The 26,031-nt window shown below is 65.5% G+C and carries 25 protein-coding genes; 16 read left to right on the top strand and 9 right to left on the bottom strand.

Translation table 11 applies throughout. The annotated features are described in order from the left end of the window. Nucleotides 1-34 precede the first annotated feature (34 nt). The 3 genes from erpA (at nucleotide 35) to QPK29_RS10050 (ending at nucleotide 4,298) form a co-directional block, all read left to right on the top strand. Nucleotides 35-406, top strand: a complete 372-nt coding sequence (gene erpA, locus QPK29_RS10060) for an iron-sulfur cluster insertion protein ErpA (RefSeq protein ID WP_056122323.1) — start codon at nucleotides 35-37, stop codon at nucleotides 404-406. A gap of 192 nt (nucleotides 407-598) precedes the next feature. Then, nucleotides 599-2,053, top strand: a complete 1,455-nt coding sequence (locus tag QPK29_RS10055; protein WP_371768786.1) for a glycosyl hydrolase family 8 — start codon at nucleotides 599-601, stop codon at nucleotides 2,051-2,053. Between the two features lie 13 nt (nucleotides 2,054-2,066). Continuing rightward, on the top strand, nucleotides 2,067-4,298 hold the full coding sequence (locus tag QPK29_RS10050) for a beta-glucosidase family protein (protein WP_371768785.1): 2,232 nt from the start codon (nucleotides 2,067-2,069) through the stop codon (nucleotides 4,296-4,298). A gap of 9 nt (nucleotides 4,299-4,307) precedes the next feature. On the opposite strand, the gene QPK29_RS10045 is transcribed toward QPK29_RS10050, so the two are convergent. From QPK29_RS10045 to QPK29_RS10030, 4 genes are all read right to left on the bottom strand, one after another. Beyond that, complete coding sequence (locus QPK29_RS10045; RefSeq protein ID WP_056122332.1) at nucleotides 4,308-4,619, bottom strand: Dabb family protein; 312 nt, start codon at nucleotides 4,617-4,619, stop codon at nucleotides 4,308-4,310. Between the two features lie 37 nt (nucleotides 4,620-4,656). Then, nucleotides 4,657-5,556, bottom strand: a complete 900-nt coding sequence (locus QPK29_RS10040; RefSeq protein WP_371768784.1) for a DUF2145 domain-containing protein — start codon at nucleotides 5,554-5,556, stop codon at nucleotides 4,657-4,659. Continuing rightward, complete coding sequence (locus tag QPK29_RS10035; protein ID WP_056122340.1) at nucleotides 5,556-6,035, bottom strand: hypothetical protein; 480 nt, start codon at nucleotides 6,033-6,035, stop codon at nucleotides 5,556-5,558. Before QPK29_RS10035 ends, QPK29_RS10040 begins: the two co-directional genes overlap by 1 nt. 104 nt (nucleotides 6,036-6,139) lie before the next feature. After that, entirely contained in the window at nucleotides 6,140-6,775 is a 636-nt protein-coding gene (locus QPK29_RS10030) for an NAD(P)H-dependent oxidoreductase (RefSeq protein WP_371768783.1), read from the bottom strand. 97 nt (nucleotides 6,776-6,872) lie between these two features. Between QPK29_RS10030 and QPK29_RS10025 the strand changes: the two genes are divergently transcribed. Continuing rightward, nucleotides 6,873-7,784 (top strand): LysR family transcriptional regulator, encoded by a 912-nt coding sequence (locus tag QPK29_RS10025; RefSeq protein WP_371768782.1) that lies wholly within the window; start codon nucleotides 6,873-6,875, stop codon nucleotides 7,782-7,784. Nucleotides 7,785-7,788: 4 nt separating this feature from the next. On the opposite strand, the gene QPK29_RS10020 is transcribed toward QPK29_RS10025, so the two are convergent. Next, a complete protein-coding gene (locus QPK29_RS10020; protein WP_371768781.1) occupies nucleotides 7,789-8,880 on the bottom strand; it encodes an anhydro-N-acetylmuramic acid kinase in 1,092 nt (363 codons plus the stop codon). 71 nt (nucleotides 8,881-8,951) lie between these two features. Beyond that, a complete protein-coding gene (locus QPK29_RS10015) occupies nucleotides 8,952-10,310 on the bottom strand; it encodes a M23 family metallopeptidase (protein WP_160409702.1) in 1,359 nt (452 codons plus the stop codon). 168 nt (nucleotides 10,311-10,478) lie between these two features. Here QPK29_RS10015 and tyrS point away from each other — a divergent pair, with 168 nt between their 5' ends. From tyrS to ruvB, 10 genes are all read left to right on the top strand, one after another. Further along, nucleotides 10,479-11,753 (top strand): tyrosine--tRNA ligase, encoded by a 1,275-nt coding sequence (gene tyrS, locus QPK29_RS10010; RefSeq protein WP_371768780.1) that lies wholly within the window; start codon nucleotides 10,479-10,481, stop codon nucleotides 11,751-11,753. Continuing rightward, complete coding sequence (dtd, locus tag QPK29_RS10005; RefSeq protein ID WP_160409700.1) at nucleotides 11,750-12,208, top strand: D-aminoacyl-tRNA deacylase; 459 nt, start codon at nucleotides 11,750-11,752, stop codon at nucleotides 12,206-12,208. The genes tyrS and dtd overlap by 4 nt, the downstream gene beginning before the upstream one ends. Nucleotides 12,209-12,266: 58 nt before the next feature. Then, complete coding sequence (locus QPK29_RS10000) at nucleotides 12,267-12,941, top strand: YbhB/YbcL family Raf kinase inhibitor-like protein (RefSeq protein ID WP_056122360.1); 675 nt, start codon at nucleotides 12,267-12,269, stop codon at nucleotides 12,939-12,941. 51 nt (nucleotides 12,942-12,992) lie between these two features. After that, complete coding sequence (locus QPK29_RS09995) at nucleotides 12,993-13,667, top strand: histidine phosphatase family protein (protein WP_371768779.1); 675 nt, start codon at nucleotides 12,993-12,995, stop codon at nucleotides 13,665-13,667. Between the two features lie 133 nt (nucleotides 13,668-13,800). Further along, complete coding sequence (gene dusB, locus QPK29_RS09990; RefSeq protein WP_371768778.1) at nucleotides 13,801-14,826, top strand: tRNA dihydrouridine synthase DusB; 1,026 nt, start codon at nucleotides 13,801-13,803, stop codon at nucleotides 14,824-14,826. Between the two features lie 194 nt (nucleotides 14,827-15,020). Beyond that, entirely contained in the window at nucleotides 15,021-15,254 is a 234-nt protein-coding gene (locus QPK29_RS09985) for a helix-turn-helix domain-containing protein (RefSeq protein WP_036235444.1), read from the top strand. Nucleotides 15,255-15,347: 93 nt separating this feature from the next. After that, nucleotides 15,348-16,934, top strand: a complete 1,587-nt coding sequence (gene purH, locus QPK29_RS09980) for a bifunctional phosphoribosylaminoimidazolecarboxamide formyltransferase/IMP cyclohydrolase (RefSeq protein WP_371765885.1) — start codon at nucleotides 15,348-15,350, stop codon at nucleotides 16,932-16,934. A gap of 93 nt (nucleotides 16,935-17,027) precedes the next feature. Continuing rightward, nucleotides 17,028-17,573 carry a crossover junction endodeoxyribonuclease RuvC gene (gene ruvC / locus QPK29_RS09975; RefSeq protein ID WP_056122372.1) on the top strand — a complete coding sequence of 182 codons (546 nt, stop codon included), beginning with the start codon at nucleotides 17,028-17,030 and terminating at the stop codon, nucleotides 17,571-17,573. 16 nt (nucleotides 17,574-17,589) lie between these two features. Continuing rightward, on the top strand, nucleotides 17,590-18,168 hold the full coding sequence (gene ruvA, locus QPK29_RS09970) for a Holliday junction branch migration protein RuvA (protein ID WP_036235449.1): 579 nt from the start codon (nucleotides 17,590-17,592) through the stop codon (nucleotides 18,166-18,168). 15 nt (nucleotides 18,169-18,183) lie between these two features. Continuing rightward, nucleotides 18,184-19,251, top strand: a complete 1,068-nt coding sequence (gene ruvB / locus QPK29_RS09965; protein ID WP_056122374.1) for a Holliday junction branch migration DNA helicase RuvB — start codon at nucleotides 18,184-18,186, stop codon at nucleotides 19,249-19,251. A 6-nt stretch (nucleotides 19,252-19,257) separates the two neighbouring features. Here the strand turns inward: ruvB and QPK29_RS09960 are convergent, their stop codons facing one another. From QPK29_RS09960 to QPK29_RS09950, 3 genes are all read right to left on the bottom strand, one after another. Next, nucleotides 19,258-19,662 carry a hypothetical protein gene (locus tag QPK29_RS09960; RefSeq protein WP_371768777.1) on the bottom strand — a complete coding sequence of 135 codons (405 nt, stop codon included), beginning with the start codon at nucleotides 19,660-19,662 and terminating at the stop codon, nucleotides 19,258-19,260. Between the two features lie 96 nt (nucleotides 19,663-19,758). Next, entirely contained in the window at nucleotides 19,759-20,211 is a 453-nt protein-coding gene (locus tag QPK29_RS09955) for a DUF2147 domain-containing protein (RefSeq protein ID WP_056122381.1), read from the bottom strand. Between the two features lie 81 nt (nucleotides 20,212-20,292). Next, the gene (locus tag QPK29_RS09950; protein ID WP_371768776.1) at nucleotides 20,293-20,724 is read right to left on the bottom strand and encodes a hypothetical protein; all 432 of its coding nucleotides are present in this window, start codon (nucleotides 20,722-20,724) and stop codon (nucleotides 20,293-20,295) included. Nucleotides 20,725-21,010: 286 nt separating this feature from the next. Here QPK29_RS09950 and carA point away from each other — a divergent pair, with 286 nt between their 5' ends. Further along, nucleotides 21,011-22,180: a glutamine-hydrolyzing carbamoyl-phosphate synthase small subunit gene (gene carA / locus QPK29_RS09945; RefSeq protein ID WP_371768775.1), complete on the top strand. Its 1,170-nt coding sequence runs from the start codon at nucleotides 21,011-21,013 to the stop codon at nucleotides 22,178-22,180. Beyond that, nucleotides 22,173-26,006, top strand: a complete 3,834-nt coding sequence (carB, locus tag QPK29_RS09940; protein ID WP_371768774.1) for a carbamoyl-phosphate synthase large subunit — start codon at nucleotides 22,173-22,175, stop codon at nucleotides 26,004-26,006. The genes carA and carB overlap by 8 nt, the downstream gene beginning before the upstream one ends. The last annotated feature ends 25 nt before the right edge of the window (nucleotides 26,007-26,031 follow it).

Raw genomic sequence — 26,031 nt, 5'->3', positions numbered from 1 at the left:
TGGACGAAATCCGAATCCAATCAGGAGTTTATCCATGAATGCAGTCGCCGAAGTGCAAAACGCACAAGACACGATCCCTACGCCCATCAATTTCACCGACAGCGCTGCCCAGAAGGTTGCTCAACTGATCGAGGAAGAAGGCAATCCCGACCTGAAACTCCGTGTGTTCGTGCAGGGCGGCGGTTGCTCGGGCTTCCAGTACGGCTTTACCTTCGACGAAATCGTGAACGAAGACGACACGACGATGGAAAAGAACGGCGTTCAGCTGTTGATCGACTCGATGAGCTACCAGTACCTGGTCGGCGCCGAGATCGACTACAAGGACGACCTCGAAGGCGCCCAGTTCGTCATCAAGAACCCGAACGCCCAGTCGACCTGCGGTTGCGGTTCCTCGTTCTCGATGTAATCGATAAAGCCTCCACATCGAAAGCCGCCTCGGCATTGCCGGGGCGGTTTTTTTTCGTCCGTCCAAAGTGTTGGATGCCGCCGTAATGACAAGTCATTAACAATTGCTAACAGTCACGCGCGTAGTACACTGACCACGCTCCACGAACGTGGCGGCAAGGAGACACACAACCCCCATAACGAGAGAAAAACAATGTCGAGGGCACCAACTTTACTTTGCGGTGTTACCGCTATCATCCTCGCCTGGGCGGGTGCCGCCCACGCGCAAGTATCACCCACTCATCAAGCTGCCACCACCACCACGGCGGCAACCGATGACGGCGCCGGCGCCTACCGCACGCAGCGCTACCGCAACCTGTTCGCCGAACGCCTGGGACGCAGCCCGCAAGAGACGCACGCGAAGATCGAGCAAGCCTTCCAGCGGTTGTTCCATGGCGATGGCCAGGAGGAGCGCGTCTATTTCGAAACGGGCGCCAACGCCAACGGCACGCTCGCGTACATCACGGACTGGGCCAACAACGACGCCCGCACGGAAGGCATGAGCTACGGCATGATGATCGCCGTCCAACTCGGCAAGAAGCGCGAGTTCGACGCGCTGTGGAACTGGTCGAAGACGACCATGCTCACGACCGATCCCGCCAACCCGTCGCGCGGCTATTTCGCGTGGTCGATGGGCACGGACGGCACGCCGCGCGCCACCGGGGCCGCGCCGGACGGCGAGGAATACTATGCGATGGCGCTGTATTTCGCGGCGCGGCGCTGGGGTAACGGGAAGGGGATCTACGACTACCAGAAGGAAGCCGATACCATCCTGCGCGGCATGCGGCACCATCCGGTCGTGACGGCCACGCCGCCGTTCCGCATCCACCCCGGCGATCAACCCTTCGTCGAGCCGGCCACGCCCTGGCCCAGCCCTAACAACCGCCACGCACAGGAACAGGCGCAGAAAGCCGGCAAGCCGTGGCCGCCGCAGCGCCCGCACCGCGCGCCGCGCGCCGTCACCGTCGGGCCCATGGTCGACGAGGCCCACGCGATGGTCCGCTTCGTGCCCGAGACGTTCATCCCCGGCACCGATCCGTCGTACCACCTGCCCGCGTTCTACGAGCTGTGGGCGCGCTGGGGCCCGCGCGAAGACCGCGCGTTCTGGGCCCGCGCGGCGAGCGTCAGCCGCGACTTCTTCGTGAAGACGGCCGACCCCGGGACGGGCCTCGGTCCCGACCGCGCCGATTTCGACGGCACGCCGCTGAAGAACTGGGACGGCAGCCCGGGTTCGTTCAGCTACGACAGCTGGCGCACGATCAGCAACTGGTCCGTCGACAGCACCTGGTGGAACAAGGACCCGCGCCAGCAGGCTTTGAGCGACCGCGTCCAGCGCTTCCTGTCTTCGCAAGGGATAGACCGCTTCGCCGACCGTTACACGCTGGACGGCAAGCCCCAGTCCGACCGCCACTCGACCGGCATGCTGGCGGCGGCCGCCGTCGGCAGCCTGGCGGCCACGCCGGGACAGGTGTCCGACGACTTCCTGCGCGCGCTGTGGGACACGCCCGTGCCCAGCGGCGAGCAGCGCTATTTCGACGGGATGCTGTACCTGATGAGCATGATGCACGTCGGCGGCGAATTCCGCGTGATCGATGCAAACAACAAATAACAAGGAGACAACCATGATGAAACAGACGACCGTCGCCGTTCTTCTCGCCTGCGCGGCGATGGGCGCGCAGGCGCAGGACCGCGCGTGGCTCGACAAATCGAAATCCGCCGACGAACGCGCCCGCGCCGCCGTCGCCGCGATGACGCTCGACGAAAAGCTGCTGCTGATCGTCAGCTACACGGACAAAAAAGACCTGGCGAAGCAGCCGGACGATATCGTGCCGCCGGCAATCAAGGCCGACGTCGCGGCGCACCATATCGAGGGCTCGGCCGGCTACGTGCCGGGCATCGCGCGCCTCGGCATCCCGCCGCAGTGGCAGACCGACGCGTCGATCGGCGTGCGCGTGGGCGGCATGGAGCGCACCGCGCTGCCGTCCTCGCTGGCGACGGCGGCCAGCTTCGACCCGGCCGTCTCCGAAGCGGGCGGCCGCATGATCGCGGACGAGGCGCGCGCCTCCGGCTTCAACACGTTCCTGGCCGGCGGCGCGAACCTGGCGCGCGAGCCGCGCAATGGCCGCAACTTCGAATACGTGGGCGAGGATCCGCTGCTGGCCGGCCGCATGGCAGCAGGTCTCATCAACGGCATCCAGGCGCGCCACGTGGTGTCGACGATGAAGCACTTCGCCGTCAACGACCACGAAAGCCAGCGCACGACGGTCGACGTCACGATCTCGCCCGAGGCGATGCGCCAGTCGGACCTGCTCGCGTTCGAGTTCGTCGACGAGCTGTCGAAGCCGGGCTCCGTCATGTGCTCGTACAACCTCGTGAACGGCCGCTGGGCGTGCGAGAACGAATACCTGTTGAACAAGACGCTGAAGCAGGACTGGAAGTTCAAGGGCTATGTGATGGCCGACTGGGGCGCCGTCCACTCGACGGCGGACGCCGCCAACTATGGCCTCGACCAGTTCACCGGCTACCCGTGCTGCAATCATCACGGCCCGTTCTACTCGGCGAAGAATTTCAAGGAGGCGATGAACAAGGGTGAGGTGTCGATGCGGCGCCTCGACGACATGGCGCAGCGCATCCTGTGGCCGCTGTTCCAGACCGGCGTGTTCGACGATCCGGCCAAGCCCGGCAAGATCGATTTCGCCGCGCATGCGAACGTCGCGCAGCGCGCCGCCGAGGAATCGCTCGTGCTGCTGAAGAACGAGGGCAACCTGCTGCCGCTGACGAACGTGAAGTCGGTGGCCGTCATCGGCGGCCATGCGGACAAGGGCGTGCTGGCGGGCGGCGGGTCGTCCGGCGTGACGCCCGTCGGCGGCAATGCCGTGCCGAACCTGGAACCGACGAAGTGGCCGGGCCCCGTGATCTACATGCCGTCGGCGCCGCTGGCCGCGTTGAAAGCCGAACTGCCGAAGGCGAAGGTTGCGTACGCGAGCGGCAAGGACATCGACGCCGCCGTCGCACTGGCGAAGCAGTCCGAGGTCGCCGTCGTGTTCGTGACGCAGTGGATGGGCGAGGGCTTCGACGGCAAACTGGAACTGGACGGCAACCAGGATGCGCTGGTCGCCGCCGTCGCGCGCGCGAATCCGAAGACGATCGTCGTCGTGGAATCCGGCGGTGCGATCCTGATGCCGTGGCTGCCGCAGGTGCCGGCCGTGCTGGAAGCGTTCTATCCCGGCATCCGCGGCGGCCAGGCGATCGCGCGCATCCTGACCGGTAAAGTGAATCCGTCCGGGCACCTGCCGATCAGCTTCCCCGCATCGAACGCGCAGCTGGCGCATGCCGAGATCCCGGGCTTCGGCAAGCCGGACGGCATCCCCGTCCACATCACGTATCACGAAGGCGCGGCGATCGGCTACAAGTGGTACGACGCGAAAGGGTATAAACCGTTATTCGCGTTCGGCCATGGCCTGAGCTATACGAACTTCGCCGTCGCGGAGCCGAAGGCGAACGTCGCCAATGGCGCGCTGACGGTCGGCGCCGCGCTGCGCAACACGGGCAAGCTCGCGGGCAAGGGTGTCGTGCAGGTGTACGTGGCACCGGCGGACCTGAAGGCGTCGGGCTGGGAAGCGCCGAAGCGTCTCGTCGCGTTCCACAAGCTCGATCTGCAGGCAGGCGGCGCGAACACGTTCACGCAGGCCGTCGATCCGCGCCTGCTGGCGACGTACGAGGTCGCGGACAACAGCTGGCGCGTCCGCGCCGGCACGTACCGCGTGCTGTTCGGGCAGGCGGCGGACGACCTGCCCATGTCCGTGGACGTGACGCTGCCGGACATGGTCTGGAGCGCCGTCCACAAAGAGTAAGCCGGGGCGTTATTTCGCCCAGTAGTCCAGCACCAGCGATTTGGCGAGAGAAGGCTTGAGCGTCTCGACGAAGCGCCGGTGCGCCGGGTGCACGAGGTAGGCGTCGCGGTCTTCGGCTTGCGCGAACGTCAGGGTAAAACAGTGCGTGAAACCGTCGTTCAGGCCTTCCGGGCTCACGTTCGTGCCCCACTCGTAGGCGGTGATGCCGGGGATGGCCGCGGGCAGGGCGGCGAAGCCGGTCACGATGGCGTCGACGTCGTCGTACGAAGCGTCATCCTTGAACGAGAACAGGACGACGTGGCGGAGCAGTTGGCTGGACATGGACGGTTGGATAAGTTGACGGAGGCGTCATCTTACATCAGGGCGCAAGGGCGATCACGTCGTCACCGGGCAGCGGCTCGCAGCCCGGTCCCAGTGGTTCCCAGCCGCGGTGCACGACGATGTGGCGCTCGTCGTGGCACAGTTCCACGCGGCGCGTCCGCGGGGCTTCTTTCCTGACGAAGTCCTCGATCGCGGTCGGCACGCTGATGTGCAGCGCGAGCGCGTGGATGTCGTCGAGCGGATGGTCGCCCACGTGCACGAGGGGCACGAACTGGCCGGCGAACATCAGCCAGTGCGACGGGATGCGGACGGGCGAGGCCGCGTAGTCTTGCGCGCGCAGCCAGGCCTGCGCACGCGCACGCGCGGGATCGGCCGGGTCGAGCCGGCCCCACGCGAACGCGATCAGCTCCGCCACCCACTGGTTGCAGTTCTGGTAGCGCGTGCCGAACGCGTACGCATTGGCGCTGTAGCTCGTGCCCAGCAGGGCGAGGGCCAGCGGCTTGTCGAGCGCGGCCTTCTCCAGCAGCGCGCTGTCCTGCTCGGGTGGGAACAGCAGGGCGACGTGGCCATGCGTGGGCGCGTCGGCGCCGAGCACGAAGCCGGACATGCCCTGGTCGAACAGGCGCGGACGCGATTCGTCGCACGCGTAATACAACTGGCGCACGGCCCACGGCCCACCGGGATTGTTCTTCAGCGCGATGCCCGCGTGCGAATACAGCAGGCCGAAACGGGAGAGGTCCAGGCCCGCGCGCGCGACGAGGGCGAGATTGCTGCCGGAGCGCGCCAGTTCATCCTTCACCGCGGCGGCGAAGCGCAGCACGCGGTCCTGGTCCGCGGCCGTGACCTTGTCGGCGCGGTCGCAGAAGGTCGGGATGCCGGCCGATGCCCCCGCGCTCGCGCACAGCAGCAGCGCGGCCGCGAGGAACCGCCGGAACATCAGATCGTCACTTTGCGCGACGCGAGGTCGCGGTACCAGTCGTCCTGCAGCGCGAGGAAGAACGGCTGCTTCGTGTCGCCGTACGCGAATTCGTAGCCGTACACGCGCTCGTTCACTTGCACGACTTCGCCCTTGCCGACGCGGCGGTCGGCCAGCGCGCGGTCGGGCACGTCGACCCAGAACTGGGTGGCGGCATCGCCCGCGACGGCGCGCAGCGTGATGCGCGTTTTTGCTTCCTTGCCCGCCTTGGCCGGCGCCACGGCGACGTCGATCACGCGGTACGGGCCGGTCTCCGCGCGCTTGTTGTCGCCGCTCGAGCTGTTGCTGGAGCCGCCGATCGAATCGGAAATGCTGCCCGACGATGCGGAACCCGCGCTGGAGGCGGACGACGCGAAGCTGTCGGCTTGAGCGGGTACGGACACCACGGCGGCGGCGGCCAGCGCCAGGGCGAGCGCGCGGGTGAAATTCGTGTAGGTCATTGCGAAATCTTTCTTAAGCACATTGGATAGCGCAATGGTACAAGTGCCGTGTGCCGCTGAGAAGGCGAACGTGGTTTTGTTACAAACGATCCGCCGCCGCGGGATCAGTCGACTTCGGTGACGAACTGGTCGAGCGGGCGGCGCACCTTCGGCAGGTTGACCAGCCAGTCCTGCTCGGCCTGGCGGTAGCCCAGCGGCAGCATCACGACGCTGCGCAGGTGTTGTTCGCGCAGTTTCAGGATGGCGTCGACGGCCGCCGGGTCGAAGCCTTCCATCGGCGTCGCGTCGACTTCCTCGAACGCGGCCGCGATGACGGCCGCGCCGAAGCCGATGTAGGCCTGGCGTGCGGCATGCTCGAAGTTCACCTGCGCGCCGCGGCCCGGATAGGTCGACAGCAGTTGCTGGCGGTACGCTTCCCAGCCTTCGTTGCGGAAGCCGCGCACTTCATTGGTCAGGTCGAACATGTGGTTGATGCGTTCCGGCGTGTAGTCGTCCCAGGCGGCGAACACCAGCAGGTGCGACGCATCCGTGACCTGTGCCTGGTTCCACGCCACTTCACGGATCTGCGCGCGCAGTGCCGGATTCTTGATGACCAGGATCTCGTACGGCTGCAGGCCGGACGACGTCGGCGCCAGGCGGGCCGCCTCGATGATGCGGTCGATCTTGTCCTGGGCGACCGGGCGGGTCGGATCCATTGCCTTGGTGGCGTAGCGCCATTGCAGTTTATTCAGTAATTCCATGGGTGACCTTATGAATGGTGAGTGGTGACATTGTATTTTCTCCTCACCGTGCAATAAACTAGGCGATCAGCAAATGATTTGTTCGTGAAAGGTGAAGATGGCCCGCAAGTTCGATCACTTGTCGGATGTGGAGGTGTTGCTCAGCGTGATCGAGCACGGGTCGTTCAGCGCGGCGGCCGTGGTGCTGTCGACCACGGCGTCGGTGCTGAGCCGCGCCGTCTCGCGGCTGGAAACCCGCCTGGGCGCGCAGTTGTTGCGGCGCAGCACGCGCAGCCTGAGCCTCACCGATGCCGGACGCCGCTACGCCGAGGAGGTGCGCGGCGCGTTCGCGCAGATCGAGCAGGCGGAACGCACGATCCGCAGCACGACGGTGCAGCTGAGCGGCAAGGTGCGCATGAGCGTGCCCACCAGCTACGGCAAGCAACGCCTGCCCGCGCTGCTCGCCGCCTATGCGCGCGCCTATCCGCTGGTCGAACTGGAGGTCGACATCAGCAACCGCAACGTCGACCTGGTGGCGGAAGGGTTCGACCTGGCCATCCGTTCCGGTCCGCTCCCGAGCAGCAGCATGGTGGCGCGTCCGCTTGAAGTGTCGCCGCTGTGCCTGGTCGCCGCGCCGGACTACCTGGAGGCGGCAGGACCGTTGTGCGGCCTCGCCGACCTGGCGCGCCAGCGCTGCATCGCCTTCATCCGTCCCAGCACCGGCCGCGTGATCCCCTGGCATTTGCGCGACGACGGGCGCGACATCGACTGGATGCCGCCGGCCGCCGTCACGGTGGCGACGGACGTCATGGGCGTCGTGTGGTTCGCGGAGCAGGGGATGGGCATCGCGCTGTGCCCGCGCATCTTTGCCGAGGACAGCCTGGCCGCGGGCCGCCTGACCGAGGTGTTGCCCGGCCTGGGCGGGCGCACGCGGACATTCTCCCTGATCTATCCGGCCCACCGCAGCCTGTCGGCCGCCTCGCGCGCGCTGATCGACATGCTGGTGGCCGGCCGCGCCGGGATGGCTTGAGGAATCAGGCCGGATACAGCGCGCCGAGGATGCGTGGCCCCGCGGCCCCCGTCACGGCCGGCAGGTTGCCCGGCTGGCGCCGCAGGAAGCGGTAGCCGAGCCATGCGAAGGCGAGGGCTTCCACGCGGTTCGGCGCGACGCCCAGCGTGCCCGTCGACGCGACCGGGATAGTACCGCCGAGCGCGTCGGCGAGGTCGCGCAGCAGCACGCCGTTATAGGCGCCGCCGCCGCACACGTAGACGGCTTGCGCGTCGGCCTCCGCCTGGATGGCGCGGGCGATCGTCACGGCCGTCAGGCGCGTCAGGGTGGCCTGCACGTCGGCCGGAGACACGCCCGGCCGCTGCGCCAGTTTCGCATCGAGCCAGTCGGCGTGGAACAGGTCCCGGCCCGTGCTCTTGGGCGGCGGCTGGCGGAAATAGGGTTCATCGAGCAGCAGGTCGAGCAGGGGCGCGTCGACGGTGCCCGTCGCGGCCCAGGCGCCGTCCTGGTCGTAGGCCTTGCCCTGGTGGCGCGCGATCCACAGGTCCATCAGCACGTTGCCGGGGCCGGTGTCGTAGCCGGTCACGCGGCCGTCGCCGTGCAGCACGCTGATGTTGCCGATGCCGCCGATGTTGACGACGACGCGCACCTGGTTGCGCTTGCCGAAACGGGCTTCGTGGAACGCGGGGACGAGCGGGGCGCCCTGGCCGCCGGCGGCGACGTCGCGGCTGCGGAAGTCGGCGATGACGTCGATGCCGGCCAGTTCCGCCAGCAGCGCCGGATTATTCGTCTGGCGGGTAAAACCCAGTTCGGGGCGGTGGCGGATCGTCTGGCCGTGCACGGCGACGGCGCGGACCGGGCCCGGCGCCGCGGCAGCCAGCGTCTTGACGCACTCGGCGTAACAGCGCGCCAGCGCGTTGGCGGCCAGCGCTTCGCGCTCCAGTTCGTTGGCGCCGGCGGCCTGCAAGGCCATCAGTTCGGCGCGCAGGTCGGCCGGGAAGGGCGTGAACGCGGCGTCCAGGGTGCGGATGCCGCGGCCGGAAAAATCGGCCAGCACGCCGTCGACGCCATCCAGGCTGGTGCCGGACATCAGCCCGATGTAGAGAGTGGATGCCATGATCGATTCCTAAAAGCAAAACGCCTTGCAGGCAAGCCGTGCAAGGCGTCCATATGTGCAACGCTGAAGGATCAGCGCGCAGCCATCGCGTTACCGGCCGGCGACAGCAGCGAGAAGCGGTGCGACATCTCGGCCGCGGCCATCTTGAAGCGGGTCATTTCGCCCGGCGTCAGCGGCTGCTGCTGCAGGTTCTTCATTGCCATCGGGTCGGTGGCGCGGCCGCCGATGCGGAATTCGTAGTGCAGGTGCGGACCCGTTGCCCAGCCCGTCGTGCCCACGTAGCCGATCACGTCGCCCTGCGACACCTTCTGGCCGCGGTGCAGGCCGCTGGCGAAGCGGCTCATGTGGCCGTACGCGGTGCTGTAGTTGGACCAGTGCTTGAGCACGACGAAGTTGCCGTAGCCGTTCTGGGTGCCGACGAATTCGACGACGCCGTCGCCCGATGCCTTGATCGGGGTGCCCATCGGCGCGGCCATGTCGACGCCTTCGTGCTTCTTCCAGGTGCCGAACACCGGGTGCACGCGCATCGAGAAGCCCGACGAGATGCGGTTGAACGCCACCGGCGACTTCAGGAATGCCTTCTTCAGCGACTTGCCGTCCAGGCTGTAGTAACCGCCCTGGTGGGTGACGGGGTCTTCGTACCAGACGGACTGGTAGGCGACGCCGCGGTTGACGAACTCGCCGGCCAGGATGCGGCCCGTGCGCACCATCTCGCCATCCAGCCAGAAGGTTTCGTAGACGACGTTGAAACGGTCGCCGCGCTTCAGGTCCGAGCGGAAGTCGATGCTCGTCGAGAACATCTCGATGATCTGGTTGACGACGGAATCGGGGATCTGGCTGCCGTCGACGGCATCGTCGGTGGCAGCGTACAGCGAGCTGTTGATGTTGCGCGAACGCATCTCAACGCGGCGCTCGAGCTGTGCGGGCGCGGCATTCGATACGAATTTGTCGCCCTTGCGCGTGATGGTGACGGTCTTGAACTGGTCCTTGTCGGCGATCGTCGCGTGCAGGGTCAGCAGCAGCCCGTTCTCGTCGGTCTCGGCCTGGATGCGCTTGCCGGTCTTGAGCGAGAGGATGGAGCGGGCAGTCTTGTCGCTGCGGACGAAGGCTTGCGCTTGCTGGTCTTCGATGCCGAGGCGATTGAACACGGTGCCGAGCGAGTCGCCGGCACGGATGCGTTCTTCGTGGATGAATTGTTGCTGGTCTTGCTGGAGGGCGGCGATCTGGTCTGCCAGGTTCGGCAGTTGCAGGTCTTGCGCGACTGATTTGACCGGCATGTCCGACGCGTCCGGAGCGATCGGGGCGACTGCGGTGGCGCCGAAGGCGCACAGTGCCAGGGCTGCAGTACCCCCGGCTACGATGCGGGTTTTGCGGCTCGTTTCAGCCAGGCCAAACCAGCGCTTGCCGGCGATTTTCTGTAATGGGTTCATGCAATCAGTTAAAATTTACCGCTTGAACAGCCCAAGACACCGTGATTTTTTGTCGTTGTTATTAGTGTTGTCGTTGAAACTTTTCGTGCGGCAAGATTGATGGGATCGCGAATTATATCAAAATACCGGGTCTTACAACCGCTTTAGTCCTTTTCCTACAAATTTTTTATGACTTCTCCAGAAATTTCTGGTAATGCAAAAATTGCAACGCCAGCAGCCGGTCCGGCTCCTCTGCCCCTGAGCGACGCCGTCCAGGAAGCCCTCGCCATCACCAAGCGCGGTGTGGACGAACTGCTGATCGAGAGCGAATTTGCCCAGAAACTGGCCCGTTCGGAACAGAGCGGCACGCCGCTGCGCATCAAGCTGGGCCTGGACCCGACGGCGCCCGACCTGCACCTGGGCCACACGGTGGTGCTGAACAAGCTGCGCCAACTGCAGGACCTGGGCCACCAGGTGATCTTCCTGATCGGCGATTTCACGTCGATGATCGGCGACCCGTCGGGCCGCAACGCGACCCGTCCGCCGCTGACCCGCGAGCAGATCGAAGCGAACGCCACCACCTATTTCAGGCAGGCGTCGCTCGTGCTCGACCCGGCGCGCACGGAAATCCGCTACAACTCCGAATGGTGCGACGCCCTCGGCGCGCGCGGCATGATCCAGTTGGCCTCGCGCTACACCGTGGCCCGCATGATGGAGCGCGACGACTTTACCAAGCGCTACAAGAGTGGGACTCCCATTTCCGTCCATGAGTTCCTCTATCCTTTGATGCAGGGCTATGATTCCGTCGCTTTGAAATCGGACCTTGAGCTGGGTGGAACGGACCAGAAATTTAATCTGCTGGTCGGCCGTGAACTGCAGAAAGATTATGGCCAGGAACCGCAGTGCATCCTGACGATGCCGCTGCTGGAAGGCCTGGACGGCGTCGAAAAGATGTCCAAGTCCAAGAACAACTACATCGGCATCACGGAACCGGCCAACACGATGTTCGGCAAGCTGATGAGCATCTCGGACGTGATGATGTGGAAGTACTACGAGCTGCTGTCGTTCCGTTCGCTCCAGGACCTGGCGGCGTTGAAGGCGGAAGTCGAGGGCGGCCGCAACCCGCGCGATGCGAAGGTGGCGCTGGCCCAGGAAATCGTGGCCCGCTTCCACTCGCAGCAGGCGGCCGAGGATGCGCTGGCCGACTTCGTCAACCGCTCCAAGGGCGGCATTCCGGACGACGTGCCGGAAGTGGCCATCGCCGGCGCGCCCCTGGGCCTGCCGCAACTGCTGCGCCAGACGGCCTTGTGCGCCTCCAGCTCGGAAGCGATGCGCATGATCGACCAGGGCGGCGTGCGCATCGACGGCACGGTCGTCTCCGACAAGGCCTTGCAGGTGCAGGCCGGCACGTTCGTGCTGCAGGTCGGCAAGCGCAAGTTCGCCCGCGTGACGCTCACGGCATGATCGGCCTGCTGCAACGGGTCAGCGAGGCCAGCGTCACGGTCGACGGCGAGGTCACGGGTGCGATCGGGCGCGGCCTGATGGTGCTCGTGTGCGCGGAAAAGGGCGACACCGAGCGGGAAGCCGACGCGCTGCTCGCGAAGCTGCTGACCTACCGCGTGTTCGCCGACGACGCCGGCAAGATGAACCGCAGCGTGACGGACGTGGCGGGCGGCCTGCTGCTCGTGCCGCAGTTCACGCTGGCGGCCGACACCCGCTCCGGCACCCGCCCGTCGTTTTCTCCTGCCGCCGCGCCCGAGGACGGACGCCGGCTGTTCGACCATGTCGTGCGCCAGGCGCGCGAGCGTCACGGTATCGTCGAAACGGGTCGTTTCGGCGCCGACATGAAGGTGGCGCTGATCAATGACGGACCGGTGACGTTCTGGCTGCGCATTGATCCACCCCGTGTCGCGAACTGAATTCGGAAACCGCGCGCCGCGGCGAGAGTCTGAGGCTAAGGATGCAGGGAGAGAGAACATGAAGATCTGGAGCGATTCCTTTACCGAGGGCGACATGATTCCGCCCAGATGTGCGTTCGCCGAGATGGACCCCGGCAACCACATCAAGCTGTCGACCAACCGCAGCCCGCACATCGCCTGGGACGACGTGCCGGCCGGTACGCAGTCGCTGGTCCTGCTCGTGCACGACATCGACGTGCCGACGGACGGCACCGACGTGAACAAGGAGGGCCGGACCGTGCCCGATGCGCTGCCGCGCACGGATTTCTATCACTGGTCCCTCGTCGACATTCCCGTGTGCCTGAAATCCTTCGCCGAGGGCAAGTTCTCGGACATGGTCACGCCGGGCGGCAAGAGCGGGCCGCTGGTGCCGTTCACGATCAAGAACGGCACGGAACACCAGCTCCGCCACGGCATCAACGATTACACGGGCTGGTTCGCGAACGATCCCGACATGGCCGGCGAATACTATGGCTACGACGGCCCATGCCCGCCGTGGAACGACGAACGCGTGCACACCTATGTCTTTACGCTGTACGCCCTCGACATTCCACGTTTGCCGCTGGCGGGCCGGTTCACCGGCAAGGAAGTGCGCCTGGCCATCACGGGGCACATCCTGGACGAGGCGAAGATCTTCGGCGTCTACTCGCTCAATCCGGACGTGACGGGCAACCTGATCGGCCAGCCTTCCTGATATTTTTATAAGCCGACACGATCGCTCCGCGGTGCGGGGCGATGCATCCGCATGACGACAACCAACGCATCCGCAGCACCCACCGAGCTCCTCCTGATCCGCCACGGTGAAACGGCCTGGAACGCCGAACGCCGCCTGCAAGGCCACCTGGACATTCCACTGAACGACGAAGGCGAGCGCCAGGCCGCGCTGCTGGCGGGCGCGCTCGCGGGCGAGCCCCTCGACCTCATCATCGCGAGCGACTTGCGCCGGGCCCACCAGACCGCCCAGGCCATGGCCGACCGCCGCGGACTGACGGTGGCCATCGATCCGGCACTGCGCGAGCGCGGCTACGGTGGCTTCGAAGGCTTGCTGTACAGCGAAATCGAAGAACGTTTCCCACGTGAATTCGCCGCCTGGCAGGCGCGCGACGTCGATGCGCAACTGCCGCCGGGCCGCAACGTGGGCGAGAGCTTCCGGTCGTTTTTCGACCGCGCCACCGGCGCCATCCTCGCGCTCGCGGCGGACAACCCGGGCAAGACGATCGCGCTGGTCGCGCATGGCGGCGTGCTGGAATGCGCCTACCGGCTCGCGCGCGGGCTGCCGCTGGAGACGCCACGCGACTTCAAGGTCTACAACGCCAGCATCAACCGTTTCCGCTTCGATCCGGCCGATCGCAGCCTCGTCCTGGACAGCTGGGGCGAGGTCGATCACCTGCGTCCGGCCGTGCTCGACGAGCTTCCGTAAAAGTCATGCTGGCGGGATTGGCAAGCGATTTCTGGCGCGTGCGCAACAATCCCGTAAAAAAAATGTGCTGATAAATTGAGCAGCGCTTCGGGTAAAATAGCGAGTTCCCGTCGCTTCCCGTAAATTTTCTGCCGTGCAAATTGGTCCTTATACGCTGCGTAACAATGTCTTCGTCGCCCCGATGGCCGGGGTGACCGATCGTCCGTTCCGCCAGCTGTGCAAGACGCTGGGCGCGGGCTACGCGGTGTCCGAGATGGCCGCGTCGAATCCGCGCCTGTGGGCCAGCGAGAAATCGTCGCGGCGCACGGACCATGCGGGCGAGATGGAGCCGAAGGCCGTGCAAATCGCCGGCGCCGACCCGCACGACCTGGCCGAATGCGCCAAATTCAACGTCGAGCGCGGCGCCCAGATCATCGACATCAATATGGGGTGCCCGGTCAAGAAGGTGTGCAACAACTGGTGCGGTTCGGCGCTGCTGCAGCACGAAGACCTCGTGCAGCGCATCCTGGACGCCGTCGTGAACGCCGTCGACGTGCCCGTCAGCCTGAAATTCCGCACCGGCTGGGATCGCCAAAACAAGAACGCGCTGACGATCGCCCGCATGGCCGAGGAAGCCGGCATCGCGATGCTGACCCTGCACGGCCGCACCCGCGCCGATGGCTACAAGGGCGACGCGGAGTACGACACCATCGCCGCCGTCAAGGCCGCCGTCGGCATTCCCGTCGTGGCCAACGGCGACATCACGACGCCGGACAAGGCGAAGTTCGTGCTGGATTACACGGGCGCCGATGCGGTCATGATCGGCCGCGCCGCCCAGGGCCGTCCCTGGATCTGTCGCGAAATCGATTACTTCCTGCGCACGGGCGAGTACATGCCGCCGCCGCTGGTGGACGAGGTGCGCGAGCTGATGCACGAACACCTGCCGGCCCACTACGCCTTTTACGGCGAATACCTGGGCGTGCGCACGGCGCGCAAGCACATCGGCTGGTATGTCGAAGACCTGCCCGGCGGCGAAGAATTCCGTCAGCGCATGAACCGTCTGGAGTCGACCGCTGAACAATTATCTGCCGTCGATGAGTTTTTTAAATCGCAACACCGGTATGGCGACCGGTTACAATACCGGCCCGCGCATCCTGACGATGACGCGATTGCCGCCTAAAAGGAGGCCCGTAAACCTGCTGCGCGTTGCAATTTTGTCCTGCGATGCTCGCTGTACTAGCGTACAGCTGTGCTTCTCGAACAAAATTTCTGCCGCTCGCGACGGTTTCCGAGACTCCTTTAAACAACAATTAGAAGAACGTCGGAGACAAACGCTGCCAAAAGCAGCATTTAACCAGGATGAAGCTGTAAACCATGAGCAAAGAAAGTATCCAGGAAGTCGTTCAAAAAAGCCTCGAAGACTATTTCAACGACCTGGGCGAGCAGAAACCGACGAATATCTACGACATGATGCTCCTGACCGTCGAAAAACCGATCCTGCAAGTGGTGATGACGCGGGCGGAGGGCAATCAGTCGCATGCCGCCCAGATGCTGGGCATTAATCGCAATACATTACGCAAGAAGTTGCAGGAGCACGGGCTGCTGTAAGCGGCGGCGGAGGGGCCGGGGCGTGCAGGCGTGCGTCCGCCCTTTGTCCGGCGTGCGCGAGCCCGTCCAGATTTTTTTCAACAGGCCACTCCCATGATCAAACAAGCACTCATCTCCGTTTCCGACAAAACCGGCGTCCTCGATTTCGCGCGTGCGCTGTCCGCCCTCGGCGTGAACATCCTGTCCACTGGCGGTACCGCCAAACTGCTGCAGGACAATGGTGTGCCGGTCACCGAAGTCGCCGACTACACCGGCTTCCCGGAAATGCTCGATGGCCGCGTGAAGACGCTGCATCCGAAGGTCCACGGCGGCATCCTGGCCCGCCGCGACTTCCCGGAACACGTCGCCAAGCTGGAAGAGCACGGCATCCCGCAGATCGACATGGTGGTGGTCAACCTGTACCCGTTCCAGGCCACGGTCGCCAAGGAGCAATGCTCGCTGGAAGACGCGATCGAGAACATCGACATCGGCGGCCCGACCATGCTGCGCTCGGCGGCCAAGAACCACCGCGACGTGGTCGTGATCGTCGACCCGGCCGACTACGGTCCGGTGCTGGCCGAGATGAAAGGTACCGGCGAAGCGGCCGGCAGCGTCGGCTACGAGACGAAATTCCGCCTCGCCAAGAAAGTCTTCGCGCACACGGCGCAATACGATGCCGCCATCACGAACTACCTGACGAGCCTCGGCCCGGACAAGGAACACACGAACCGCGCCGCCTACCCGCAGACGCTGAACCTGCACTTCGAAAAAGTCCAGGACATGCGCTACGGCGAAAACCCGCACCAGACGGCCGCGTTCTACCGCGACCTCGTGCCGGCCGCCGGCAGTCTGGCCAACTACCGCCAGCTGCAGGGCAAGGAGCTGTCGTACAACAATATCGCCGACGCGGATGCCGCATGGGAATGCGTCAAGTCGCTGGGCGGCTTCAACATGCCGGCCGGCTGCGTGATCATCAAGCACGCGAACCCGTGCGGCGTCGCGATCGGCGCCGACGCGCTGGACGCCTACCAGCGCGCCCTCAAGACCGACCCGACCTCGGCCTTCGGCGGCATCATCGCCTTCAACGTGCCGGTCGACGGCCCGGCGGCGGAAGCCATCGCCAAGCTGTTCGTGGAAGTCCTGATCGCCCCGGCATTCACCGCGGAAGCGCTGCAGATCATGTCCGCGAAGCAGAATGTGCGCCTGCTGGAAATCGCCCTCGGTGACGGCCAGAACGTGTACGACGTCAAGCGCGTGGGCGGCGGCCTGCTCGTGCAGTCGCCGGACGCGAAGAACGTCGGCATGGGCGACCTGCGCGTCGTGTCGAAAAAGCAGCCGACCCCGCAACAGATGCAGGACCTGATGTTCGCCTGGCGCGTGGCCAAGTACGTGAAATCGAATGCGATCGTGTTCTGCGCCGGCGGCATGACCCTCGGCGTGGGCGCCGGCCAGATGAGCCGCATCGACTCCGCACGCATCGCCTCGATCAAGGCGCAGAACGCCGGCCTGTCGCTGGTGGGCTCGGCCGTGGCGTCGGATGCGTTCTTCCCGTTCCGCGACGGCCTGGACGTCGTCGTCGATGCGGGCGCGACCTGCGTGATCCACCCGGGCGGCTCGATGCGCGACCAGGAAGTGATCGACGCGGCGGATGAACGCGGCGTGGTCATGCTCTATACTGGTACGCGTCACTTCCGCCATTAATTGGCGAATGGTCGAGGCGACCTTGTTGCCTCGACCTGTGTTTTTGCACAGTATTTTTCCCACGAAACACCCGCGCCGGTATAACATTCGATAATGATTATTCTCGGCATCGACCCGGGCCTGCGTACGACAGGGTTCGGCGTCATTGAAAAGCAAGGCAGCCGGTTGCGCTACATCGCGTCCGGCACCATCAAGACGGGCTCCGAAGGCGCGCTGCCGCCGCGGCTGAAAGTCATCCTGACGGGCGTCAGCGAAATCGTCGCCACCTACCAGCCGGCCTGCGCGGCCATCGAAAAAGTCTTCGTCAACGTCAATCCGCAGTCGACCCTGCTGCTCGGCCAGGCGCGTGGCGCCGCGATCACGGCCCTCGTCGGCGCCGACCTCGACGTGGCGGAGTACACGCCCACGCAGGTCAAGCAAGCTGTTGTCGGGACCGGCAAGGCCGTCAAGGCGCAGGTGCAGGACATGGTCGCGCGCCTGCTCAAGCTGCCGGGGCTGCCGGGCACGGATGCGGCCGACGCGCTCGGCATCGCCATCTGCCATGCCAACAGCCAGGATGCGCTGGCATTGATCGGCACGCTTGCGCCGGCCAATCCGAAAAAGCCGACGCTGCACATGAAGCGCGGCCGCCTCGTCTAATTATTGAAAGGTCACCATGATCGGTCGTCTCTCCGGAGTCCTGCTGGAAAAGAACCCGCCGCAAGTGCTCGTCGATTGCCAGGGCGTCGGTTATGAAGTCGACGTACCGATGAGCACGTTCTACAACCTGCCGCACACGGGCGAGAAGGTCACGCTGTTCACGCACTACGTCGTGCGCGAGGATGCGCACCTGCTGTTCGGCTTCGGGTCGGCGAACGAGCGCGCCGTGTTCCGCCAGCTGATCAAGATCACCGGCGTCGGCGCGCGCACGGCACTGTCCATCCTGTCCGGCATGACTGTGAACGATCTCGCCCAGGCCGTGACGTTGCAGGAAGCGGGGCGCCTGGTCAAGGTGCCGGGCATCGGCAAGAAGACGGCCGAGCGCCTGCTGCTGGAACTGAAGGGCAAGCTGGGCGCCGACATCGGCGTCGCGGCCGGCACGCCGCACGACGATGCGCAGGCAGACGTGCTCAATGCGCTGCTGGCTTTGGGGTATTCTGACAAGGAAGCCCTCATCGCCATCAAGAACATGCCGGCCGGGACCAGCGTCTCCGACGGCATCAAGCTGGCGCTGAAGGCGTTGTCCAAGGCGTAATTTTAGAAGTCAACGATGAGCATCCAGACCGACAATTTCACCGAGCAGCGCATCATCGACGCGGCGCCGGCCTCGCCCAACGAGGAGGCGATCGAGCGCGCGTTGCGCCCCAAGCATCTGGACGAATATGTCGGCCAGGAAAAGATCCGCGACCAGCTTGAAATCTTCATCCACGCGGCCCGCAAGCGCCGCGAGGCGCTCGACCACACGCTGCTGTTCGGCCCGCCGGGCCTCGGCAAGACGACGCTGGCGCACATCATCGCGCGCGAGATGGGCGTCAACCTGCGCCAGACGTCCGGCCCCGTGCTGGAGCGCCCCGGCGACCTGGCCGCGCTGCTGACGAACCTGGAAGCGAACGACGTCCTGTTCATCGACGAGATCCACCGCCTGTCGCCCGTGGTCGAGGAGATCCTGTACCCGGCGCTGGAAGACTACCAGATCGACATCATGATCGGCGAAGGCCCGGCCGCGCGTTCCGTGAAGCTCGACCTGCAGCCGTTCACGCTCGTCGGCGCCACGACGCGCGCGGGCATGCTGACGAATCCGCTGCGCGACCGTTTCGGCATCGTCGCCCGGCTGGAGTTCTACAACGTCGAGGAATTGACGAAGATCGTCGCCCGCAGCGCCGCGCTGCTGGAAGCGCCGACCGACGAGGAGGGCGCGCGCGAAGTCGCCAAGCGCGCCCGCGGCACGCCCCGTATCGCCAACCGCCTGCTGCGCCGCGTGCGCGATTATGCGGAAGTGAAGGGTAATGGCGAGATCACGCGCGAGATGGCCGACCGCGCGCTGCGCATGCTTGACGTGGACACGGTCGGCTTCGACGTGATGGACCGGAAGCTGCTGGAAGCGGTGCTGTTCAAGTTCGCCGGCGGCCCGGTGGGCATCGGCAACCTGGCGGCCGCCATCGGCGAAGCGGCGGATACCATCGAGGACGTGCTGGAACCGTTCCTGATCCAGCAGGGTTATCTGCAGCGCACACCGCGCGGGCGCATCGCCACGCCGCTGGCCTACCGGCATTTCGGCGTCGCCGCGCCGCGCATCAGCCCGACCGGCGACCTGTGGGACAACCTCCCGCCTGCCTAGTTCACGTCAAGGCAGCGCCGGCTCCTGGCGGTCGCGCTTGCGCATGGGACGCTGGCTTTCCGGGAAGCCCGGAAAGACGAAGCTGATGAACATCAGCACGGAGGCCGCGAGCAGCGCGCCGCCGGCCACCAGCATCTGTTCCTGGGTACGCGTCAGCAGGACGGCAACGCTGGCGGCCATCGGCAGCAGCAGCAGCAGGCCGCCCAGGATGCGCAGGATGATGGACCGGCGCATGCGCGACCCCAGCAGGGCGATGTACAGGAAGCTGCCGGAGACGAGGCTCATGCCGAACAGGCCGCCCAGCACGGGCCAGCCGGGCATGCCGCGGGTGCCGACATCGGAGAGCACGAGCGGCAGCGCCATGGGGATGACAATGCCGATCAGGAACGACAGGAGCCGCAGGAAGATCATGTGAATGCCAATTGGTTGAACGAAACATTCACCAGATTAGCATACCGGCATCGGCCGTGGCGCGCAGAACACGCACCGTTGTAAATACAAATGTCGTTATTCCTGGCGCAGCCAGACCTGCGACCGCCCGAACATCGGCACGCCCACATAGCCCCGCACTTCGAGCTTCTTGCCGCCTTCGTGGATGCTCAGCTTGCTCTTGTAGACCTTGCCGTTCTTCGGGTCGAGGATCTCGCCGCCCGTGTACTCGTCGCCGTTCTTGCGCAGGCCCGACACGATGGTCATGCCGACGATCGGCTGGTCCTTGCGCGCGCCCTGGCACAGCGTGCATTTCGGGTTCTGGTCCTCTTCCGGCGTGCGGAACAGCTTTTCGATCTTGCCCTGCAGTTCGCCCTGGGTTTCCGTGATGCGGATCAGGGCGGTCGGCTTGCCGGAGGCATCGTCGATGGTCTTCCACAGCCCGACGGGCGAGGCGTCCTGGGCCCAGGCGAGCGGGGCGGCAAGAGCGGCGGCAAACGTAAGGATGGCGGCGTGGGCGAGAGGGCGCATTGTGTCTCCTGTTGGAATATTGGTTGCGTGCTCTGCCAGTGTAACAAACTGCACGGTCGTTCGGTAAACGACAGCCTGGCCTCAGGAGCCGTTTTGCCGGGCTTTCAGGCCGGCGATCGTCGAGGTGGCTTCGGGCGGCAGTGTCGCGCCGAGGCGGTGCAGGACGAATGGCGTCTTGTCCGGGCCCGTGCACGTGAAGGAGGGCGCGGACGCGTCGTAGCGGCAGGTCATCGCGACGTCCGTCGCCGGCGCGCCTTTCGGCAGGTAGGGCCGCAGCCGCAGCGTGTCGCCGTCCAGCGCCGCGCGAACCGGGAAGCCAATGATGGGGCGCGCGTTGTCTGCCCCCGTGGCCGGCGGTGCGGCGCCAGCCATCAGGCCATCGCCGTCGGCCTGCAGGTACATGAGGGTTTGCGCGGAGCCCCAGCTGCCGGCGACGTGGGCTGGCAGGGGATCGGCCGCATGGGCGGACACATGCCATGCAAAGGCGAACAACAGCGGAATCAGGCGTTTCATGGGACCTCTCGATGGACGAAGTCCGGACGAGTATAGCGAAGCGCGTGCGCTGCATTGACTCACATTGTCACATCGGGCACGGACGGTTCCGTAATGACACTTGTAAATCGATAGGCGAAGTGTCGTTTTTTTCGTTTAACAAAAAAATTTCCGTGCGGCACTAAAAAAAGTGCGCTAATGTTCCGATTCTCGTCGTTTCTGCAAAGCAGGAAACTGGCATCAGGCTACACATGCGCCGCGGGTTTTCCATCGCGCGCTTCACTACATCGTATTGCGAGGAGTCTCCATGAAACACCCTCTCGACCGAGCGCCGGGTACGGAAACCCGGGCGATACTCGCCCTCGCGGACGGCAGCATCTTTCCCGGATATGGCATCGGCGCAACCGGTCACACCACTGGCGAGGTCGTCTTCAACACCGCGATGACTGGCTACCAGGAAATCTTGACCGATCCCAGCTACATGCGCCAGATCGTCACGCTGACCTATCCGCACATCGGCAACACCGGCGTCAATCCGGAAGACGGTGAATCGTCCAATGGTCCCGCGGCGCGGGTTCATGCCGCGGGCCTGGTCATCAAGGATCTGCCGCTGCTGGCATCGAATTTTCGCGCAACCCAGGCACTCTCGGATTACCTGAAGGCCCAGGGCGTGGTCGCCATCGCCGGCATCGATACCCGCAAGCTCACGCGCATCCTGCGCAGCAAGGGAGCGCAGAACGGCGCCATCGCCGTCGGCTTGTCCGCCGAGGACACGGTCGCGCTGGCTCGCGGCTTCGAAGGCCTGGGTGGCATGGACCTGGCCAAGGTCGCCAGTGTCCGTGAGCGCTACGAGTGGCGCGCCACGGAATGGCGCCTTGGCGCGGGTCATGGTGTCCAGGATGCGCCGCGTTTCCACGTGGTCGCGTACGACTTCGGCATCAAGGCCAACATCCTGCGCATGCTGGCCCAACGCGGCTGCCGCGTGACGGTGGTGCCGGCGCAAACCGGTGCCGCGGAGGTATTGGCGCTCGCTCCGGACGGCGTGTTCCTGTCGAACGGCCCCGGCGATCCGGCCCCGTGTGACTATGCGATCGCCGCGTCGCGCGACATCATCGAGCGGGGCGTGCCGACCTTCGGCATCTGCCTCGGCCACCAGATCATGGCGCTCGCTTCGGGCGCGCAGACCGTCAAGATGAAGTTCGGCCACCACGGCGCCAATCACCCCGTGCAGGACCTGGCCAGCGGCCGGGTCATGATCACGTCGCAGAACCACGGTTTTGCGGTCGACGCGGCGACCTTGCCGGCCAATTGCCGCGTGACCCACGTGTCGCTGTTCGACGGTTCGCTGCAGGGCTTCGAGCGTACCGACAGGCCGGCCTTCTGTTTCCAGGGCCACCCCGAGGCCTCGCCCGGTCCGCACGACCTGGGCACCCTTTTCGATCGTTTCATCTCGCTGATGGAGGCATCCCATGCCTAAGCGCACCGATATCAAAAGCATCCTGATCATCGGCGCCGGTCCGATCGTGATCGGCCAGGCGTGCGAATTCGACTACTCGGGCGCCCAGGCCTGCAAGGCCTTGCGCGAGGAGGGCTACAAGGTCATCCTGGTCAACAGCAATCCCGCCACGATCATGACCGACCCGGACATGGCCGACGTCACGTACATCGAGCCGATCCAGTGGGAAGTCGTGGCGCGCATCATCGCCACCGAAAGACCGGATGCCGTCCTGCCCACGATGGGCGGCCAGACGGCGCTCAACTGCGCGCTCGACCTGCATCGCCACGGCGTGCTGGCCGAGCACGGCGTGGAACTGATCGGCGCGACGCCGGACGCCATCGACAAGGCCGAGGATCGCTCCCGGTTCAAGGAGGCGATGACGAAGATCGGCCTGGGCTCGGCCCGTTCGGGCGTGGCCCACGACATGGCCGAGGCCTGGGCCGAGCAGACCAAGCTGGGCTTCCCCGTCATCATTCGCCCGTCGTTCACGATGGGAGGAAGCGGCGGCGGCATCGCGCACGACGCGCGCGAATTCAACGCTATCTGCGCGCGCGGCCTGGAACTGTCGCCCACCTCCGAACTGCTGATCGAGGAATCGCTCGTCGGCTGGAAGGAATACGAGATGGAGGTCGTCCGCGACAAGAAGGACAACTGCATCATCGTCTGCTCGATCGAGAACCTGGACCCGATGGGCGTGCACACGGGCGACTCGATCACCGTCGCGCCGGCGCAGACCTTGACGGACAAGGAATACCAGATCATGCGCAACGCGTCGCTCGCCGTGCTGCGCGAGATCGGCGTCGACACGGGCGGCTCGAACGTGCAGTTCGCGGTCAACCCGGCCGATGGCCGCATGATCGTCATCGAGATGAATCCGCGCGTGTCGCGTTCGTCGGCGCTCGCTTCCAAGGCCACCGGCTTTCCGATCGCCCGCGTGGCGGCCAAGCTGGCCGTCGGCTTCACGCTCGATGAACTGCGCAACGAGATCACCGGCGGCGCGACCCCGGCCTCGTTCGAGCCGGCAATCGATTACGTCGTCACCAAGATTCCGCGCTTCGCTTTCGAAAAATTCCCCGGTGCCGACACAAGCCTGACCACACAGATGAAATCCGTGGGCGAAGTGATGGCGATGGGCCGTACCTTCCAGGAGTCGTTCCAGAAGGCGTTGCGCGGCCTGGATATCGGCGTCGATGGGCTGCGGCGCAGGCGATCGTACCCCGAGGTGATCGAGGCGGAACTCGCGGCGCCCGGTCCGGAGCGAATCTGGTTCGTGGGCGACGCGTTCGCCCAGGGGTATTCGCTGGACGACGTGCATCGTCTGTCGCGCATCGATCCGTGGTTCCTGGCGCAGATCCAGGACCTGGTCGAGGTCGAACTGTGGCTGGAGACCCGGCGTCTCGGCGCCCTGGACGAACCCATCCTGCGCAGGCTGAAGCAACAGGGTTTCTCGGATCGCCGCCTGGCGGCGCTGCTGAAGACCCACGAGGACGAGGTCCGGGCGCGCCGCCACCAGTTGGGCGTGCGCCCCGTGTACAAGCGCGTCGATACCTGCGCCGCCGAATTCGCCACCCGCACCGCGTACCTGTATTCGACCTACGACGACGAGTGCGAAGCGGAACCCAGCGACAAGCGCAAGATCGTGGTGCTGGGCGGCGGCCCGAACCGCATCGGCCAGGGTATCGAATTCGACTACTGCTGCGTCCATGCCGCCATGGCGCTGCGCGAAGACGGTTACGAGACCATCATGGTCAACTGCAATCCGGAGACCGTCTCGACCGACTACGATACGTCGGATCGCCTGTACTTCGAATCGCTTACCCTGGAAGACGTGCTGGAAATCGTTGCCCTGGAAAAGCCGGAAGGCGTGATCGTCCAGTACGGCGGGCAGACGCCGCTGAAGCTGGCACTGGCGCTGGAGGCCAACGGCGTGCCGATCATCGGCACGTCGCCCGACATGATCGACGCGGCCGAAGACCGCGAGCGCTTCCAGCAGCTGCTGAACAGGCTGGAGCTGCGCCAGCCGCTGAACCGGACCGCGCGTACCGAGCTCGAGGCCGTGCGCATGGCGGAGGAAATCGGCTATCCGCTGGTGGTGCGCCCATCGTACGTGTTGGGCGGGCGGGCGATGGAGATCGTGCATGAGCAGGCCGACCTCGAACGCTACATGCGCGAAGCCGTCAAGGTGTCGCATGATTCGCCGGTGTTGCTGGACCGCTTCCTGAACGACGCCATCGAGTGCGACGTCGACTGCGTCGCGGACGGCACTGACGTCGTGATCGGCGGCGTGATGGAACATATCGAGCAGGCGGGCATCCATTCCGGCGACTCGGCCTGTTCGCTGCCGCCGTATTCGCTGGCGCCGGAGACGATCGCGGAACTCAAGCGCCAGACCTCCCGCATGGCGCGCGGCCTGAACGTCGTCGGCTTGATGAACGTGCAGTTCGCGATCCAGCAGGTCAAGGTGGACGGCAGGCTGCGCGACCATGTCTACGTCCTGGAAGTCAACCCGCGCGCCTCGCGCACGGTGCCGTTCGTGTCGAAGGCGACGGGACTGCAGCTGGCCAAGATCGCCGCGCGCTGCATGGCGGGGCAGTCGCTGGCGAGCCAGGGCGTGACGGCGGAAGCCGTCCCGTCCCGCTTCTGCGTCAAGGAATCCGTGTTCCCGTTCGCGAAATTCCCCGGCGTCGATACCATCCTCGGCCCGGAAATGAAATCGACCGGCGAAGTGATGGGCGTGGGCGCCACGTTCGGCGAAGCGTTCTACAAGGCGCAACTGGCGGCCAACGTACGCCTGCCGCGCGCAGGCCGCGTCTTCATGCGCGTCAAGCGCGGCGACCAGGCGCGCGCCGCGGCGCTGGCCCGTCAGTTGCACGCGGCCGGTTTCACGCTGTGCGCCAGCCACGTCACCGCGACCGTGATCGCGGCGGCCGACATTCCAGTCGTGACCGTGGACGACGCCGAGGCGATCGATCTGATGCACGCCCGCGAGATCGCGCTGGTCGTGTTGACCGTGGACGAGAAGCGCGCCGCCATCTACGCGTCGAGCGCGCTGCGCGTGGCCGCGCTGGCATGCGGTGCACCGTGCTATACGACCATCGCCGGCGCCGAAGCGGCGCTGGAGGGAATCCGCCACATCGACAACTATGGCCTGTATTCCTTGCATACGCTGCACGGCGAGACCCCCGCGACGCCGTCCGCGCGCGGCCGCCCGGCGCCGACCGAGGCCGACCTGGCGGCCGCGGCGGCCACGATTCCCGAGCGCCGCCGGCACGAGCGCAAGCGCGTGACGGGTGCCGAGCCGCTGAAGGTGTTCATCCGCCAGCCGTTCACCGAATCGGACGCGCGGCAGCAGCGCATGATCAGCGACATCATGCACCTGATCGACAGCGCCAACGGGGCACCGTATGCGTTCGATTACCTGACCGGCACGCAGGCCGAAAGCGCCCTCACGTTCAAGCACTCCTTCGAACGCGAGCAGCACATGCCGTTCACGCCCCGGAACTTCCGCAACCACCGCCTGGGATTGCTGGACCACGCAGACGTGATGATCAACATCCGCGTCGGCATGAGCGAAAGCAGTGCCTTCGAACTGAGTTACCACATCTTCAAGGGACGGCGCACCCCGGTGCTGTTCCTTGTGTGGAAAGGCGCACCGATCAAGACGACCCTGATCCGCGAACTCGAGGACCTGGTCGACGTGACGTACGTCGAATTTGACGAGGTGGAGGAGCTGCGCTCGTCCATCCACCAGTTTTTCAACAGCCGCCGCTTCGATGGCGTATCGTGCCGCGCGCTAAACGATTGAGAACGCCGAGGAATGAAAATGTTAA

The sequence above is a fragment of the Massilia orientalis genome (genome assembly GCF_030411975.2).
Lineage (GTDB): Bacteria > Pseudomonadota > Gammaproteobacteria > Burkholderiales > Burkholderiaceae_D > Telluria > Telluria orientalis.
Note: the sequence above shows the minus strand (reverse complement) of the source record. Positions and strands in the feature narration are given on the sequence as shown.